This window comes from Phenylobacterium ferrooxidans, from assembly GCF_042714595.1.
GTDB classification, from domain to species: Bacteria; Pseudomonadota; Alphaproteobacteria; order Caulobacterales; family Caulobacteraceae; genus Phenylobacterium; species Phenylobacterium ferrooxidans.
Genome location: NZ_JAOTJD010000043.1, coordinates 1 through 13,708, shown reverse-complemented (window position 1 = coordinate 13,708; position 13,708 = coordinate 1). Strand labels below are relative to the sequence as shown.

The 13,708-nt window shown below is 65.5% G+C and carries 24 protein-coding genes; all 24 read left to right on the top strand.

The window, feature by feature from the left end:
• Positions 1–5: 5 nt before the first annotated feature.
• The 24 genes from rplP (at position 6) to OCL97_RS18465 (ending at position 13,489) form a co-directional block, all read left to right on the top strand.
• On the top strand, positions 6–437 hold the full coding sequence (gene rplP, locus OCL97_RS18580; protein WP_304774844.1) for a 50S ribosomal protein L16: 432 nt from the start codon (positions 6–8) through the stop codon (positions 435–437).
• Positions 437–631: a 50S ribosomal protein L29 gene (rpmC, locus tag OCL97_RS18575; protein ID WP_215340961.1), complete on the top strand. Its 195-nt coding sequence runs from the start codon at positions 437–439 to the stop codon at positions 629–631. The genes rplP and rpmC overlap by 1 nt, the downstream gene beginning before the upstream one ends.
• Before the next feature lie 12 nt (positions 632–643).
• Entirely contained in the window at positions 644–895 is a 252-nt protein-coding gene (rpsQ, locus tag OCL97_RS18570) for a 30S ribosomal protein S17 (RefSeq protein WP_215340960.1), read from the top strand.
• A gap of 15 nt (positions 896–910) precedes the next feature.
• On the top strand, positions 911–1,279 hold the full coding sequence (gene rplN, locus OCL97_RS18565) for a 50S ribosomal protein L14 (RefSeq protein ID WP_056018090.1): 369 nt from the start codon (positions 911–913) through the stop codon (positions 1,277–1,279).
• Entirely contained in the window at positions 1,279–1,593 is a 315-nt protein-coding gene (gene rplX / locus OCL97_RS18560) for a 50S ribosomal protein L24 (protein WP_304774840.1), read from the top strand. Before rplN ends, rplX begins: the two co-directional genes overlap by 1 nt.
• A complete protein-coding gene (gene rplE / locus OCL97_RS18555; protein ID WP_305338392.1) occupies positions 1,586–2,146 on the top strand; it encodes a 50S ribosomal protein L5 in 561 nt (186 codons plus the stop codon). Before rplX ends, rplE begins: the two co-directional genes overlap by 8 nt.
• Before the next feature lie 21 nt (positions 2,147–2,167).
• The gene (rpsN, locus tag OCL97_RS18550) at positions 2,168–2,473 is read left to right on the top strand and encodes a 30S ribosomal protein S14 (RefSeq protein WP_293492206.1); all 306 of its coding nucleotides are present in this window, start codon (positions 2,168–2,170) and stop codon (positions 2,471–2,473) included.
• 10 nt (positions 2,474–2,483) lie between these two features.
• On the top strand, positions 2,484–2,879 hold the full coding sequence (gene rpsH / locus OCL97_RS18545; RefSeq protein WP_304774835.1) for a 30S ribosomal protein S8: 396 nt from the start codon (positions 2,484–2,486) through the stop codon (positions 2,877–2,879).
• Between the two features lies 1 nt (position 2,880).
• Positions 2,881–3,414 carry a 50S ribosomal protein L6 gene (gene rplF / locus OCL97_RS18540; protein ID WP_305703207.1) on the top strand — a complete coding sequence of 178 codons (534 nt, stop codon included), beginning with the start codon at positions 2,881–2,883 and terminating at the stop codon, positions 3,412–3,414.
• 3 nt (positions 3,415–3,417) lie between these two features.
• Positions 3,418–3,777: a 50S ribosomal protein L18 gene (gene rplR / locus OCL97_RS18535; protein ID WP_304774831.1), complete on the top strand. Its 360-nt coding sequence runs from the start codon at positions 3,418–3,420 to the stop codon at positions 3,775–3,777.
• 10 nt (positions 3,778–3,787) lie between these two features.
• Entirely contained in the window at positions 3,788–4,390 is a 603-nt protein-coding gene (rpsE, locus tag OCL97_RS18530) for a 30S ribosomal protein S5 (protein WP_215340953.1), read from the top strand.
• A gap of 5 nt (positions 4,391–4,395) precedes the next feature.
• A complete protein-coding gene (gene rpmD / locus OCL97_RS18525; RefSeq protein WP_215340952.1) occupies positions 4,396–4,581 on the top strand; it encodes a 50S ribosomal protein L30 in 186 nt (61 codons plus the stop codon).
• A gap of 110 nt (positions 4,582–4,691) precedes the next feature.
• A complete protein-coding gene (gene rplO, locus OCL97_RS18520; protein WP_304774829.1) occupies positions 4,692–5,180 on the top strand; it encodes a 50S ribosomal protein L15 in 489 nt (162 codons plus the stop codon).
• Positions 5,181–5,391: 211 nt separating this feature from the next.
• A complete protein-coding gene (gene secY / locus OCL97_RS18515; RefSeq protein ID WP_304774826.1) occupies positions 5,392–6,741 on the top strand; it encodes a preprotein translocase subunit SecY in 1,350 nt (449 codons plus the stop codon).
• Positions 6,742–6,801: 60 nt separating this feature from the next.
• Positions 6,802–7,371 (top strand): adenylate kinase, encoded by a 570-nt coding sequence (locus OCL97_RS18510; RefSeq protein WP_305704050.1) that lies wholly within the window; start codon positions 6,802–6,804, stop codon positions 7,369–7,371.
• Positions 7,372–7,833: 462 nt separating this feature from the next.
• Positions 7,834–8,202 carry a 30S ribosomal protein S13 gene (gene rpsM, locus OCL97_RS18505; protein ID WP_293492198.1) on the top strand — a complete coding sequence of 123 codons (369 nt, stop codon included), beginning with the start codon at positions 7,834–7,836 and terminating at the stop codon, positions 8,200–8,202.
• A gap of 12 nt (positions 8,203–8,214) precedes the next feature.
• Positions 8,215–8,604 carry a 30S ribosomal protein S11 gene (rpsK, locus tag OCL97_RS18500; protein WP_215340947.1) on the top strand — a complete coding sequence of 130 codons (390 nt, stop codon included), beginning with the start codon at positions 8,215–8,217 and terminating at the stop codon, positions 8,602–8,604.
• 79 nt (positions 8,605–8,683) lie between these two features.
• Positions 8,684–9,700, top strand: coding sequence for a DNA-directed RNA polymerase subunit alpha (locus OCL97_RS18495; RefSeq protein ID WP_304774819.1), 1,017 nt, complete (start codon positions 8,684–8,686; stop codon positions 9,698–9,700).
• Positions 9,701–9,911: 211 nt separating this feature from the next.
• The gene (rplQ, locus tag OCL97_RS18490; protein WP_304774817.1) at positions 9,912–10,328 is read left to right on the top strand and encodes a 50S ribosomal protein L17; all 417 of its coding nucleotides are present in this window, start codon (positions 9,912–9,914) and stop codon (positions 10,326–10,328) included.
• Positions 10,329–10,599: 271 nt separating this feature from the next.
• Complete coding sequence (locus tag OCL97_RS18485; protein ID WP_377371286.1) at positions 10,600–11,730, top strand: alkaline phosphatase family protein; 1,131 nt, start codon at positions 10,600–10,602, stop codon at positions 11,728–11,730.
• A gap of 54 nt (positions 11,731–11,784) precedes the next feature.
• Positions 11,785–12,252, top strand: a complete 468-nt coding sequence (locus tag OCL97_RS18480) for a VOC family protein (protein WP_377371285.1) — start codon at positions 11,785–11,787, stop codon at positions 12,250–12,252.
• Position 12,253: 1 nt separating this feature from the next.
• Positions 12,254–12,700 (top strand): VOC family protein, encoded by a 447-nt coding sequence (locus OCL97_RS18475; protein ID WP_377371284.1) that lies wholly within the window; start codon positions 12,254–12,256, stop codon positions 12,698–12,700.
• 11 nt (positions 12,701–12,711) lie between these two features.
• Entirely contained in the window at positions 12,712–13,155 is a 444-nt protein-coding gene (locus OCL97_RS18470) for a VOC family protein (protein ID WP_377371283.1), read from the top strand.
• A gap of 1 nt (position 13,156) precedes the next feature.
• Positions 13,157–13,489, top strand: a complete 333-nt coding sequence (locus tag OCL97_RS18465; protein ID WP_377371282.1) for an ArsR/SmtB family transcription factor — start codon at positions 13,157–13,159, stop codon at positions 13,487–13,489.
• Positions 13,490–13,708 lie beyond the last annotated feature (219 nt).

Below are 13,708 nucleotides of genomic sequence, written 5' to 3'. Positions count from 1 at the left end.
GAGCTATGCTGTCACCCAAGAAAACCAAGTACCGCAAGCAGTTCAAGGGCAAGATCCACGGGAACTCGAAGGGCGGCTTCACGCTGAACTTCGGCTCCTACGGCCTCAAGACCATTGAGCCCGAGCGGATCACCGCGCGTCAGATCGAGGCGGCCCGCCGCGCGATCACCCGTCAGATGAAGCGTCAGGGCCGGGTCTGGATCCGGATCTTCCCGGACGTTCCCGTCACCGACAAGCCCGCCGAAGTCCGGATGGGTAAGGGCAAGGGCGCCGTTGAGTACTGGGCCGCGCGCGTTGCGCCGGGCCGGATCATGTTCGAAATCGACGGCGTGCCGGACGATGTGGCCCGTGAAGCCCTGCGCCTCGGCGCGGCCAAGCTTCCCGTGAAGACCCGCATCGTGACGCGGATCGACGCCCCTGTGGCGGAGGCCGCGTGATGAAGATTGATGACGTCCGGGGCATGACGCCCGACCAACTGGCCGAGTCCCTGCTGAACCTGAAGAAAGAGCAGTTCAACCTGCGCTTCCAGGCCGCCACGGGCCAGGTCGAGAAGACCCACCGCTCGAACGAAGTCCGCAAGGACATCGCGCGGATCAAGACCATCCTGCGCGCCAAGCAGGCTGCGGCTTAAGGAGAACGACACATGCCCAAGCGAATTCTCGAAGGCGTCGTCGTCTCCGACAAGGGTGACAAGACGCTCGTGGTGAAGGTCGAACGGACCTTCCTGCATCCGGTGCTGAAGAAGACCGTCCGTCGGTCCAAGAAGTACCACGCCCATGACGAGGCCAACGTCTACAAGGCCGGCGAAATCGTCCGCATCATCGAATGCGCGCCGAAATCGAAAACCAAGACCTGGGAAGCGCTGCCTAAGGCCGCCGCTGTCCAGGGCTCGTAAGGAAAGTCTGATCCCATGATCCAGATGCAGACTAACCTCGAAGTCGCCGACAACTCCGGCGCGCGTCGTGTGATGTGCATCAAGGTGCTCGGCGGCGCTGGCCGTCGTTACGCCGGCGTGGGCGACAAGATCGTCGTCTCCGTCAAGGAAGCCATTCCGCGCGGCCGGGTGAAGAAGGGCGATGTGCTGCAAGCCATCGTCGTGCGCACGTCCTCGGCCATCAAGCGCAAGGACGGCTCGGTGATCCGGTTCGACAAGAACGCGGCCGTGATCGTGAACAAGCAAAGCGAGCCGATCGGCACGCGGATCTTCGGCCCGGTTCCCCGTGAACTGCGCGCCAAGAACCACATGAAGATCATCTCCCTCGCGCCTGAGGTGCTGTAATGGCCGCGAAGATCAAGAAGGGGGATCGCGTCGTGATCCTCGCCGGGAAGGACAAGGGCCGCCAAGGCGCCGTCCTGAAGGTGATGCCCAAGGAAGAGCGTGTCGTCGTGGAAGGCCTGAACCTGGTTCAGCGTCACACCCGTGCGACCCAGGCGGATCCCCAGGGCGGTATCAAGAGCAAGGAAGCCGCGCTGCACGTCTCGAACGTCGCCATCGTGGACTCCAAGGGCAAGCCGACCCGCGTCGGTTTCCGTGTCGATGGCGACAAGAAGGTCCGCGTCGCCAAGACGACCGGTGAGGTGATCAATGGCTGAGCAAGCTTACGAGCCGCGGCTGAAAACCGAATATCGCCAGCGCATCCGCGCGGCGATGAAGGAACAGTTCGCCTATACCAATGAGATGCAGATCCCCAAGCTGGACAAGATCGTCCTGAACATGGGTATCGGCGAGGCCGTGGCCGACTCCAAGAAGGTCAACTCGGCCATCGCGGACCTGGCGGCGATCGCCGGCCAGAAGCCGCTGCCGACCAAGGCCCGCAACTCCATCGCCGGCTTCAAGCTGCGCGAAGGCATGGTGGTCGGTGCGAAGGTCACCCTTCGCGCGGATCGCATGTACGAGTTCCTGGACCGTCTGATCACCATCGCTTTGCCGCGGGTGAAGGACTTCCGGGGCCTGAAGCCGACGTCGTTCGATGGTCGTGGCAACTACGCCATGGGTCTGAAGGAGCACATCGTGTTCCCGGAGATCAACTACGACCAGATCGACCAGATGTGGGGCATGGACATCATCGTCGCCACGACAGCGAAGACCGACGACGAAGCGCGCGCGCTTCTCAAGGAATTCCAATTCCCGTTCGTTCAAGCGTAACCGGCGGGAAGGAAAGAACAGATGGCTAAGAAAAGCGCCGTAAACCGCAACGAGATGGTCAAGAAGCTGGTGAAGCAATTCGCCGGCAAGCGCGAGGCGCTGAAGGCGATCGCGAACAATGAGAGCCTGCCCCTCGAAGAACGCTTCGAAGCTCGCCTCAAGCTTGCCGAACTGCCGCGCAACTCGTCCAAGACCCGCATCCGTAACCGGTGCGAGATCACGGGGCGTCCGCGGGCCTATTACCGCAAGCTGCGTATGAGCCGGATCGCCCTGCGCGATCTGGGATCGAATGGCCAGATTCCTGGCCTCGTGAAGTCGAGCTGGTGAGGAGGGTCTCATGGTGAACGACCCCGTTGGCGATATGATCGCCCGCATCAAGAACGCCGCGACCCGCGGCCGTTCGAAAGTCCTGTGCCCGGCCTCGAAGATGCGCGCGCGCGTCCTCGATGTGCTGGCCGACGAAGGCTACATCCGCGGCTACCACCTGGTTCAGGTGCCCGGCGCCTTCCCGGAATTCGAAATCGAGCTGAAGTACTTCGACGGCCAGCCGGTCATCGTGGAAATCCGCCGCGTTTCGAAGCCTGGCCGTCGCGTCTATTCGTCGATCTCGGATCTGAAGCCCGTGAAGAACGGTCTTGGGATCTCGATCCTGTCGACGCCGAAGGGCGTCATGTCCGACACGGCCGCGCGTGACGCGAACGTGGGCGGCGAAGTCCTCTGCAGGGTCTACTAGAATGTCCCGTATCGGAAAGAAGGCGGTCGCCGTCCCCTCAGGGGTGACGGTCACCATCTCCGGTCAGACCATCGAGGTGAAGGGGCCCAAGGGCCAACTCTCCTGGACGCTGCCGGAAGAAATCATCGTGAAGCAGGAGGGCGCTGAGCTGCTCCTGAGCAAGAGCGTCGAGAACACCCGGGCGCAAGCCATGTGGGGTCTCTCGCGCACCCTGGTGAGCAACATGGTCGAGGGGACGACCGCCGGTTTCGAGAAGACCCTCGAACTGGTGGGCGTCGGTTACCGCGCCGCGATGAAGGGCGACGCGCTCTCCATGCAGCTCGGCTTCAGCCATGACGTGGATGTGCCCCCGCCCAGCGGGATCACCTTCGCGGTGCCCAAGCAAACCGAAATCAAGATCAGCGGCATCGACAAGCAGGTCGTTGGCGAGATCGCCTCGAAGATCCGCGGGCTCCGGCCCCCCGAGCCCTACAAGGGCAAGGGCGTCCGCTATGCGGGCGAAGTGGTCCGTCGCAAGGAAGGCAAGAAGAAGTAGGTCATGGCTCTTTCTCCTCGTGACACCGCCAAGCGCCGCGCCGAGCGCACGCGTATCCGCCTGCGGTCGCTGGCCAATGGTCGCCCGCGTCTGTCGGTCTTCCGCTCGTCCAAGCAGATCTACGCCCAGATCATCGATGATGCTCGTGGCGTGACCCTGGCCGCCGCGTCCTCGCTGGAAGGCGACGACAAGAAGGTCAAGGGCTCGGACAAGGACGCCGCCGCCCGCGTCGGCGCCCTGGTCGCCCAGCGCGCCATCGAAAAGGGCGTCAAGGACGTCGTCTTCGATCGCGGCGGCTACATTTACCACGGCCGGGTCAAGGCCCTCGCCGACGCCGCGCGCGAAGCCGGCCTGAACTTCTAGGGGTACGCAGATGGCTCGTGGAAACTCACAAGGCGGCGGCGACGGTAACCGTCGCGATCGCAACCGCGGCAACCCCGCTGAAGAACGCGCCGATTCCGACATCGTCGAGAAGCTGGTGCACATCAACCGCGTCGCCGCGACCGTTAAGGGGGGGCGTCGTTTCTCGTTCGCCGCCCTGATGATCGTCGGCGACCAGAAGGGCCGCGTCGGCTTCGGTCACGGTAAGGCCCGTGAAGTGCCGGAAGCGATCCGCAAGGCGACGGAAGAAGCCAAGAAGACGATGATCCGTGTGCCGCTCCGCGAGAGCCGCACCCTGCACCACGACGGCAACGGCCGTTGGGGCGCCGGCAAGGTGATGGTCCGCTCGGCGCCTCCCGGCACCGGCGTCATCGCCGGCGGTCCGATGCGCGCCGTGCTCGAAACCCTGGGCGTCCAGGACGTGGTCGGCAAGTCGGTCGGTTCGTCCAACCCCTACAACATGGTGCGCGCGACCTTCGAGGCGCTGAAGGCTCAGTCTTCGCCCCGCCAGGTCGCCGCCAAGCGCGGCAAGAAGGTCGCTGACGTGATCGGCCGCCGCGCCGACGGCGCCAGCGCCGCCGGCGACGGAGAATAAGAACCATGGCTACTGTCACTGTTCGTCAGACCGGCAGCCCGCTCCGCCGCACCAAGGACCAGCGCGCCACCCTGGTGGGCCTGGGCCTCAACAAGATGGGCCGTGTCTCCACCCTGGAAGACACCCCTTCGGTGCGCGGGATGATCGCCAAGGTCGCCCACATGCTTGAAGTGGTCGAGACCAAGGCCTAAAGGCTTCGGTAGCAAGACTTCGAAGGGCGGCGCTTGCGCCGCCCTTCTGACATTTCCATCAGCCGAGTCGGGCGTGAGCCCGGCGATTGATCTCCAAGGAGAGGCGTCACATGACCAAACTCAATGAACTGAAGCCGCGCGAAGGCTCCACCAAGAACCGCATGCGCGTTGGCCGCGGTGAAGGTTCCGGCAAGGGCAAGACCGGCGGCCGCGGCGTCAAGGGCCAGAAGGCGCGCTCCGGCGTCGCCATCGCCGGCTTCGAAGGCGGCCAGATGCCGCTGCACATGCGCATGCCCAAGCGCGGGTTCAACAATCCCAACGCCTTGAAGTTCGCCGAGGTGAACTTCTGGCGTCTCGAGCAGGCGATCGCCGCCGGCAAGCTCGACGCCGGCAAGCCCATCGACGCGGCCGTGCTGATCGCCTCGGGCGTCGTGCGCCGTGAACTGGATGGCGTCCGCCTGCTGGGCAAGGGCGCCCTGACCTCCAAGCTCGACATCACCGTCCACTCGGCGTCCGCCGCGGCCAAGGCCGCGGTCGAAAAGGCCGGCGGCAAGATCACGACGACGGCCCCGGCCGCCGCCGAATCGGCCGAAGCCTAAGTCCGCGAGCCCTTTCCCCCAGAGCGATCTGGGGGGATGAAAAGGGCTCGTTTCTGTGTGAGAGCGTGACGGGCGCCTGAACCGGCATCCACTTCAGGCTGTCACGCTCTGGGTCCGTCCCTCCCCGATGAGGGGAGGGGACGGCCACGCCAGATGACACCGCCGGTCGGACGCCCTATGTACGACCGGTCTTAAAGCTTCGGGGTACCCTATGGCTTCGGCCGCCGAACAGCTCGCCGCCAATATGAACTTCGGCGCCTTCGCCAAGGCGACGGAGCTCCACAAGCGTATCGGCTTCACCATCATGGCGATGGTGGTCTACCGGCTCGGGACCTACATCCCGATCCCTGGCATCGACATCAACGCCTTCTCCAACGCCTTCCAGGGCCAGTCCCAGGGCATCCTGGGCATGTTCAACATGTTCTCCGGCGGCGCCGTGGAGCGGATGGCGATCTTCGCCCTGAACGTCGGCCCCTACATCTCGGCCTCGATCATCGTGCAGCTGCTGGGGACGGTTTATCCGCCCTGGGAAAAGCTGCGCAAGGAAGGCGGGGAGGCGGGCCGCAAGACCCTGAACCAGTACACCCGCTACCTGACCGTGCTGCTGGCGCTGCTGCAGTCCTTCGGGATCGCGGTGGGGCTGCAGAACAGCCCCGGCCTGGTGAACAATCCCGGCGTCTTCTTCCTGGTCTCCACGGTCGTGACCCTGACGGGCGGCACGCTGTTCCTGATGTGGCTGGGCGAGCAGATCACCAGCCGCGGGGTCGGCAACGGCGTCTCGCTGATCATCTTCGCCGGCATCGTGGCCGTGCTGCCGCGTGGCATCTTCCAGATGTTCTCCATGACCCAGACCGGCGCCCTGCCAGGCGTTGCGCTCTTCCTGATCGCGGCGCTCGCCATCGCCGTGGTGCTGGTCATCGTCTTCATGGAACGCTCGCAGCGCCGGCTGCTGGTCCAGTATCCAAAGCGCCAGCAGGGCAATCGCATGTTCGGCGGCGACACGTCGTTCCTGCCGCTGAAGATCAATACCGCGGGCGTGATCCCGCCGATCTTCGCCTCGTCCCTGCTGCTGCTGCCGGCGACGGCCATGAGCTTCCTGGCCAGCGCCGACCTGCCGGCCTACCTGCAGTGGATGCCGGGCGTGGTGGGCGAACTCCAGCACGGCCGCCCGGCCTTCATGGTGCTGTACGGCGCCTTGATCGTGTTCTTCTGCTTCTTCTACACCTCGGTCGTGTTCAATCCGGAAGACACCGCGGAGAATCTGCGCAAGTACGGCGGCTTCCTGCCCGGCATCCGGCCCGGCAAGCGAACGGCGGAGTATCTGGACTTTGTCCTGACCCGCCTGACCGTGATCGGCGCGGCCTATATCACCGTCGTCTGCCTGCTGCCGGAGGCGTTGATCGCCTTCTACAACGCGCCCTTCTATCTGGGCGGCACCTCGCTCCTCATCGTGGTGAGCGTGACGATGGACACCGTGACCCAGATTCAGTCGCATCTTCTGGCCCACCAGTATGAAGGCCTGATCAAGAAGTCGAAGCTGCGCGGCGGACGCGGGCGCTAAAGCCCGCGCCGTCAATTGCGCCGGCCATGGGGATGGCCGGCGGGAGGGGACATTTAAGCTATGAATTTGATCCTGTTCGGACCGCCGGCCGCCGGCAAGGGCACCCAGGCCAAGCGCCTGGTTGATGGCCGCAATATGGTCCAGCTATCCACCGGCGACATGCTGCGCGCCGCAATCGCCTCGGGCACCGAGCTCGGCAAGAAGGTGGCGGGCGTGATGGAGCGCGGGGAACTGGTGACCGACGAGATCGTCATCGCCCTCATCGAGGAACGCCTGCCCGAGACCGAGGCGGCCGGCGGGGCGATCTTCGACGGCTTCCCGCGAACCATCCCCCAGGCCAAGGCCCTGGACGACATGCTGGCCAAGCGCGGCAAGAAGATCGACCTGGTGATCCGCCTGAAGGTGGATGACGCGGCCCTGACGCAACGGATCGCCGGCCGCTTCGCCGAGTCCGGCCGTCCCGACGACAATCCGGAAAGCTTCAAGGTCCGCCTGGCGGCCTACAACGCCAACACTGCGCCGCTGCTGCCCTACTACGAGGAGCAGAAGAATCTCGTGGAAGTGGACGGCATGGGGGCCATCGAGACGGTCGCCAAGGCCATCGACAAGGCCCTCGACGCCCCCCGGTAGGGCGTTCGCGTCCCAAGGCGCTCTTCGCCACTCTCGGGCCTGTCCCGAGCAACCAGACGCCGCCTCGCCAGCCATGGCGGGCGGCGTTTTGCGTTCTGCTCCTCCGCATGCGGAGATCTTCGGGTGAGCCCCCGTTGAGGGAAGGGCAGGCGATTCTCGGTGATTTCGCCGGGGAATCGATTCGAAATCCCGCTTTCCCCGCCCAAGCCAGCCCGCGCCGACTTGTTTTCGCCGCGAAAAGCGGGTGATCCTGGGGGCATTCTTCCATTGCGGCCTTGGGGGAGGGGTGCGGCGGCGCGCAACACCCGAAAGAAGGGCATTTTCCCGCGCTTCCGGCATTGACGGAAACGCAACTGTCCCTATAACGGGCCGCTTCCGCGAAACGCGCGAGGGACGTGCCGTATCCCATCTTGGGTCGGGGCGTTGTTCGCGCTTCTCTGCGTGACCAGGAGAATACCCCAAGTGGCCCGCATCGCCGGCGTAAACATCCCGACTAACAAGCGCGTCATCATCGCGCTTCAGTACATCCATGGCATCGGCCAGGCGAAAGCCGCCGAGATCGTCCAGAAGGTTGGCATCGAAGACGCTCGTCGCGTCAACCAGCTGACGGACGCCGAGGTGCTGCAGATCCGTGAAGCCATCGACCGTGACTACACGGTGGAGGGCGACCTGCGTCGCGAGACGGCGGTCAACATCAAGCGTCTGATGGACCTGGCCTGCTATCGCGGCCTGCGTCACCGCAAGGGCCTGCCGGTCCGCGGCCAGCGCACCCACACGAACGCTCGGACCCGCAAGGGCCCGGCCAAGCCGATCGCCGGCAAGAAGAAGTAAGAAAGCTAGTCGATGGCCAAGGAACCGGCGCGCGTTAAACGTCGCGAACGCAAGAACATCACCTCGGGCGTGGCGCACGTGAACGCCTCGTTCAACAACACCATGATCACCATCACCGACGCCCAGGGGAACACCATCTCGTGGTCCTCCGCCGGCACGATGGGGTTCAAGGGCTCCCGGAAGTCCACCCCCTATGCGGCCCAGATGGCTGCCGAGGACGCGGGCAAGAAGGCCGCCGAACACGGCGTGAAGACACTTGAAGTGAACGTTTCCGGTCCGGGTTCCGGCCGTGAATCGGCGCTTCGCGCGCTGCAGTCGGTGGGTATGACCATCACGACCATCCGCGACGTGACCCCGATTCCGCACAACGGTTGCCGCCCGCCCAAGCGTCGGCGCGTCTGAGTACCGAAGTACTGCTATCCCCCTTCGCCGGACCGCGTAAGCCGCGTCCGGCGATCCTGCGTTCGAGGGACACCTATCCGTGATCGAAAGAAACTGGAACGAGCTCATCCGTCCCGAGAAGCCGCTGATCGAGACCGGCGCCGACGCGAACCGCAAGGCGCGTCTGGTGGCCGAACCTCTCGAGCGCGGCTTTGGCGTGACCCTGGGCAACAGCCTGCGCCGCGTTCTTCTATCCTCGCTGCAAGGCGCCGCTGTGACGGCCGTGCAGATCGACGGCGTCGTGCATGAATTCTCCTCGCTGGAAGGCGTGCGGGAAGACGTGGTCGACATCGTGCTGAACATCAAGCAACTGGCCCTGCGCATGCACGCCGAGGGCCCCAAGCGCATGACCCTGCGCGCCACCGGCCCGGGCGTCGTGACCGCCGGCCAGATCGAGGCCGGGTCCGACATCGAGATCCTGAACCCCGACCACGTCCTGTGCACCCTGGACGACGGCGCCCAGGTGCGCATGGAGTTCACCGTGCATAACGGCAAGGGTTACGTCCCGGCCGACCAGAACCGTCCGGAAGACGCCCCCATCGGCCTGATCGCCGTGGACAGCCTCTATTCCCCGGTCAAGCGCGTCGCCTATCGCGTCGAGCCGACCCGTCAGGGCCAGAGCCTCGACTACGACAAGCTGATCATGGAAGTCGAAACCAACGGCGCCATCTCGCCGGTGGACGCGGTGGCCTACGCCGCCCGCATCCTGCAAGACCAGCTGCAGATCTTCATCACCTTCGAAGAGCCGAAGAAGAAGGTCGAAGGCGAGGCCAAGCCGGAACTGCCGTTCAACCCGGCGCTGCTGAAGAAGGTCGACGAGCTGGAGCTCTCGGTCCGTTCGGCCAACTGCCTGAAGAACGACAACATCGTCTATATCGGCGACCTGATCCAGAAGACCGAGGCGGAGATGCTCCGCACGCCGAACTTCGGGCGCAAGTCGCTGAACGAGATCAAGGAAGTGCTCGCGGGCATGAACCTGCATCTCGGCATGGACGTGCCGAACTGGCCGCCGGAAAACATCGAAGAGCTGGCCAAGAAGTTCGAAGACCAGATGTAGGAAGACGTGCGGTCGGGCCCTTCGCCCGCCGCACATCGCGCTGACTTCAGGCCGCTTTAAGCGGTACGGGCCTGATGAAACCGCAACCGCGGTGGAAGGCTCCGGCGCTTCGTGTTGACCCAGGCGGGAGTAGGCTGGGATTTGATCAGACAAGGGCGACCTTCCGGAACCCGGGGGCGTCCAGCGGGCCAGACGGTCCAGGAGATACGAGATGCGCCACGGTAACGCCCACCGCAAACTGGGTCGGACTTCCGCCCACCGCACCGCGATGTTCGCCAACATGGCGGCGAGCCTGATCAAACACGAGCAGATCGTGACCACCCTGCCGAAGGCCAAGGAGCTCCGCCCCGTGGTCGAGAAGCTGGTGACGCTCGCCAAGCGCGGCGACCTGCACGCGCGCCGTCAGGCGATCAGCAAGGTCCGCGACGTCGAACAGGTCGGCAAGCTCTTCGCCGTCATCGGCCCGCGCTACAAGGCCCGTAACGGCGGCTATATCCGCGTCCTGAAGGCCGGCTTCCGCTACGGCGACAACGCGCCCCTGGCGGTGATCGAGTTCGTCGACCGCGATCCGTCCGAAAAGGGCAAGGACTCCGGCCCGGTGCAGGAAAATTCCTTCACCGAGGACTGAGCTCTAATACAAAAAAGTTAGAGCATTTTTCGATCCGATAACCGTTCACACTTATCGGAAAATGCTCTAGCGGCCATCCAGATTACAGAAGCCCCGGACAGCGATGTCCGGGGCTTTTGCGTTTCAGGGCTGTCGCACGCCTCGGCTAAGGAGGTGGCATGCGTCTGATCCACTTCATGCTGGCCGTCTGCCGTCTGCCGTCTGCCGTCTGCCGTCTGCCGTCTGCCTGCTGCTGACCGCCACGCCCAGCCTCGCGGCCGGGAAGCCCCTGGTGATCCTGATCTCCATGGACGGGTTCAGGGCCGACTACCTGGATCGGGGGATCACGCCGAACCTGTCGCGGTTGGCGGCGGAGGGCGCGCGGGGCGCGGTGCGGCCCTCCTTTCCGTCCAAGACCTATCCCAACCACTTGACCCTGGTCACGGGGCTGCGCCCCGACCGCCATGGCCTCGTGGACAATGTGATGGTCGACCCGCTGATCCCCGGCGTCACCTTCACCCTCGGCGACCGGGCGACGGTTAGGGACCCGCGCTGGTGGAATGACGCCACGCCGCTGTGGGTGACCGCCGAGCGCCAGGGGGTGATCTCGGCCAGCGTCTATTGGCCCGGATCGGAGACAATGATCCAGGGTGCGCAGCCCACCTACTGGCTGACCTACGACCAGACCGTGGCCGCTGAGGCTCGGGTGGATCGGGTGCTGGCCTGGCTGGACCTCCCAGCTGACAAACGGCCCGGCTTCATCAGCCTCTACTTCGACGAGACCGACACGGCGGGACACCATGACGGACCCGACAGCGAGGGTCTCAATGCCGCCGTCGCCCGAACCGACGCGGCCATCGGGCGGCTGACCCATGGACTCGCCGTGAGAGGCCTGGCCGCCGACCTGGTGATCACCGCTGACCACGGTATGGCCGCGGTCTCGGCGGAGCGGGCCATCTATATCGAGGACATCCTGCCAGACGCCGCGGCGCGGCGGGTGGCCATGGGGGCCTTCATGACCGTGATCCCGGCGCTTGGCCGCGAGGCGGAGGTGGAACGGGCGCTACTGACCCGGCACGCGCACATGACCTGCTGGCGCAAGGGCCAGATTCCAGCTCGCTATCACTTCGGGACCCACCGCCGGATCCCGCCGATCTTCTGCCTGCCGCGGACGGGGTGGGTGATCACCACCCGGGTGGCGGTCGCCAAGGCGCCGATCAAGGGCGGCGCCCACGGCTTCGATCCCTACGCGCCCGAGATGGCCGCCGTGCTCGTGGCCCAGGGGCCGCATATCCGTCGCGGCGTGAAACTGCGCACCGCGGACAACGTGGACGTCTATCCCCTCGTGGCGCGACTGCTCGGGGTCACGCCGGAGAAGAGTGACGGGAAGCTGTCGGGGCTGAAGCGGGCGCTTGACAGATAATTGCGTAAATGTAGAAATATTTAGGATATGAGAATATAAATCCGGGAGGCCATCATGGGTCAAGCCGTCTTCAGTCCCACGGTCGTCTATCGTGATCCCAAGGCGGCCCTCGACTGGCTGGCCAAGGCTTTCGGCTTTGAGGTCAGCCTGCTCCTTACCGACGCCGAGGGGAATGTCGCCCATGCGGAGATGAGCTTCCACGACTGCCCCATCGGGGTGGCCGGGGAGTGGGCCGGGCCGCAACTGGGCGGGGCGCGCATGCGCAGCCCGGCGTCGCTGGAGGGGCAGGGGACGCAGTTCATCTGGGTGGTGTTGGAGAGTGGGCTGGACCAGCACTGCGAAACCGCCCGGGCCGCCGGCGCAAGGATCACCGAGGAGCCCGCCGACCAGTTCTATGGCGCCCGGTCCTACCGGGCCATGGACCCCGAGGGGCACGTCTGGAGCTTCCGCCAGGACCTGGAGAAGGTCCCGACGGCGCAGATGGAGGCCGCCACCGGCCTGACCTTCAAGGTGGGAGGCTGACATGCGTCCCGCCATCAGCCCGGTCATCTGGTATCGCGAACCCCGGGCGGCCCTCGCCTGGCTGGAAAAGGCCTTCGGTTTCGAGACCACCCTGGTGGTGGACGACGGGCAAGGCGGGGTGGTGCATTCCGAGACCAGCCTCGAGGGCGGGTTGGTGATGGTGGTCGGTCCGCCGCGCGACAAGGCCACAACCCCGATCGCCTTCGGCGGCCGCGCCACCCAGTCGGTCCACGTGCAACTTGGCCAGGGGCTCGATGCCCATTGCGCGCGAGCGCGGGCGGCCGGCGCGCGTATCGAGCGCGAACCGGAAACCCAGCCCTACGGCGACCGGGTCTACACCTGCCTCGATCTCGAGGACCATCCCTGGTCCTTCGGCCAGACCGTGGCGGCGCCCACCCGCGACGAGGTGGCCAAGGCCACCGGCCACGACATCAGCACTTCGCTCTAGAGGAGACGCGCATGGCCCGGATGAGTTCGGCCCTGTTCTACCAGGACCCCAGGGCGGCCATCGACTGGCTGCAGAAGGCCTTCGGCTTCGAGCTGACCATGCTGCTGGAGGATGCCGACGGCGGCGTCGCCCACTCGCAGCTGAGTTTCGGCGACAGCATGGTGATGATCGGCACGGAATGGACGGAGGATCACAAGAGCCCCAAGTCCATCGGCGGCAAGAACACCCAGACGGTCAGCATCCAGATCGATGACGATATCGACGCCCATTACGCGCGGGCTCGGGCCGCCGGCGCCGAGATCCATGCGGAGCCCGCGACCCAGTTCTATGGCGACCGCACCTATCGCTGCCGCGATCCGGAAGGGCACATCTGGAACGTGTCGCAGACCGTCCAGGTGGTGAGCCGTGAGGAGGCCGAGGCGACCAGCGGGCTGAAGATCACGGGCTGGGTCTGACTTGGCCGCCACAGCCGCCCTCGACCGGACGCTTGCGGCCCTGGCCGATCCCCACCGCCGCCAGGTGGTGGACCTGCTGAGCCAGCGGCCGCGCCAGGCCGGGGAACTGGCGCGCGAGGTCGGCCTGCCGGGTCCCGCCATGAGCCGCCACCTGCGCACATTGCGCGAGAGCGGCCTGGTGGAGGAGTCCCATCCCCCCTTCGATGCGCGGGTGCGCATCTATGCCCTGAGGCCCGAACCCATGGTGCATCTGCTGCGCTGGCTGGAGGAGAGCGAGAGGCTGTGGAGCGAACAGCTGATCGCCTTCAAGGCCCATGTCGAGAAAGCGCCGTGAGCTCTCCGCTTCCCTTCCTCCCCTGTGACCATCGGGAACGGGGGAGGGGGACCGCCCGCAGGGTGGTGGAGGGGGCGAGCCTCAAGCTCAGCGCCCGGTCGCGCCCCCTCCACCGGCTGCGCCGGTCCCCCTCCCCCGCAAGGGCAGGGCTATCGCATATGACCGAGCATTGAGAAGAGGAAGGCGTCATCCCATCCGGCCCGCTTGATTTTGGTCTTG

Bases quoted from the DNA above. Each gene is read 5' to 3' on its own strand.
- rplP (WP_304774844.1), top strand. From the start codon at position 6: ATGCTGTCACCCAAGAAAACCAAGTACCGCAAGCAGTTCAAGGGCAAG.
- rpmC (WP_215340961.1), top strand. From the start codon at position 437: ATGAAGATTGATGACGTCCGGGGCATGACGCCCGACCAACTGGCCGAG.
- rpsQ (WP_215340960.1), top strand. From the start codon at position 644: ATGCCCAAGCGAATTCTCGAAGGCGTCGTCGTCTCCGACAAGGGTGAC.
- rplN (WP_056018090.1), top strand. From the start codon at position 911: ATGATCCAGATGCAGACTAACCTCGAAGTCGCCGACAACTCCGGCGCG.
- rplX (WP_304774840.1), top strand. From the start codon at position 1,279: ATGGCCGCGAAGATCAAGAAGGGGGATCGCGTCGTGATCCTCGCCGGG.
- rplE (WP_305338392.1), top strand. From the start codon at position 1,586: ATGGCTGAGCAAGCTTACGAGCCGCGGCTGAAAACCGAATATCGCCAG.
- rpsN (WP_293492206.1), top strand. From the start codon at position 2,168: ATGGCTAAGAAAAGCGCCGTAAACCGCAACGAGATGGTCAAGAAGCTG.
- rpsH (WP_304774835.1), top strand. From the start codon at position 2,484: ATGGTGAACGACCCCGTTGGCGATATGATCGCCCGCATCAAGAACGCC.
- rplF (WP_305703207.1), top strand. From the start codon at position 2,881: ATGTCCCGTATCGGAAAGAAGGCGGTCGCCGTCCCCTCAGGGGTGACG.
- rplR (WP_304774831.1), top strand. From the start codon at position 3,418: ATGGCTCTTTCTCCTCGTGACACCGCCAAGCGCCGCGCCGAGCGCACG.
- rpsE (WP_215340953.1), top strand. From the start codon at position 3,788: ATGGCTCGTGGAAACTCACAAGGCGGCGGCGACGGTAACCGTCGCGAT.
- rpmD (WP_215340952.1), top strand. From the start codon at position 4,396: ATGGCTACTGTCACTGTTCGTCAGACCGGCAGCCCGCTCCGCCGCACC.
- rplO (WP_304774829.1), top strand. From the start codon at position 4,692: ATGACCAAACTCAATGAACTGAAGCCGCGCGAAGGCTCCACCAAGAAC.
- secY (WP_304774826.1), top strand. From the start codon at position 5,392: ATGGCTTCGGCCGCCGAACAGCTCGCCGCCAATATGAACTTCGGCGCC.
- OCL97_RS18510 (WP_305704050.1), top strand. From the start codon at position 6,802: ATGAATTTGATCCTGTTCGGACCGCCGGCCGCCGGCAAGGGCACCCAG.
- rpsK (WP_215340947.1), top strand. From the start codon at position 8,215: ATGGCCAAGGAACCGGCGCGCGTTAAACGTCGCGAACGCAAGAACATC.
- rplQ (WP_304774817.1), top strand. From the start codon at position 9,912: ATGCGCCACGGTAACGCCCACCGCAAACTGGGTCGGACTTCCGCCCAC.
- OCL97_RS18480 (WP_377371285.1), top strand. From the start codon at position 11,785: ATGGGTCAAGCCGTCTTCAGTCCCACGGTCGTCTATCGTGATCCCAAG.
- OCL97_RS18475 (WP_377371284.1), top strand. From the start codon at position 12,254: ATGCGTCCCGCCATCAGCCCGGTCATCTGGTATCGCGAACCCCGGGCG.
- OCL97_RS18470 (WP_377371283.1), top strand. From the start codon at position 12,712: ATGGCCCGGATGAGTTCGGCCCTGTTCTACCAGGACCCCAGGGCGGCC.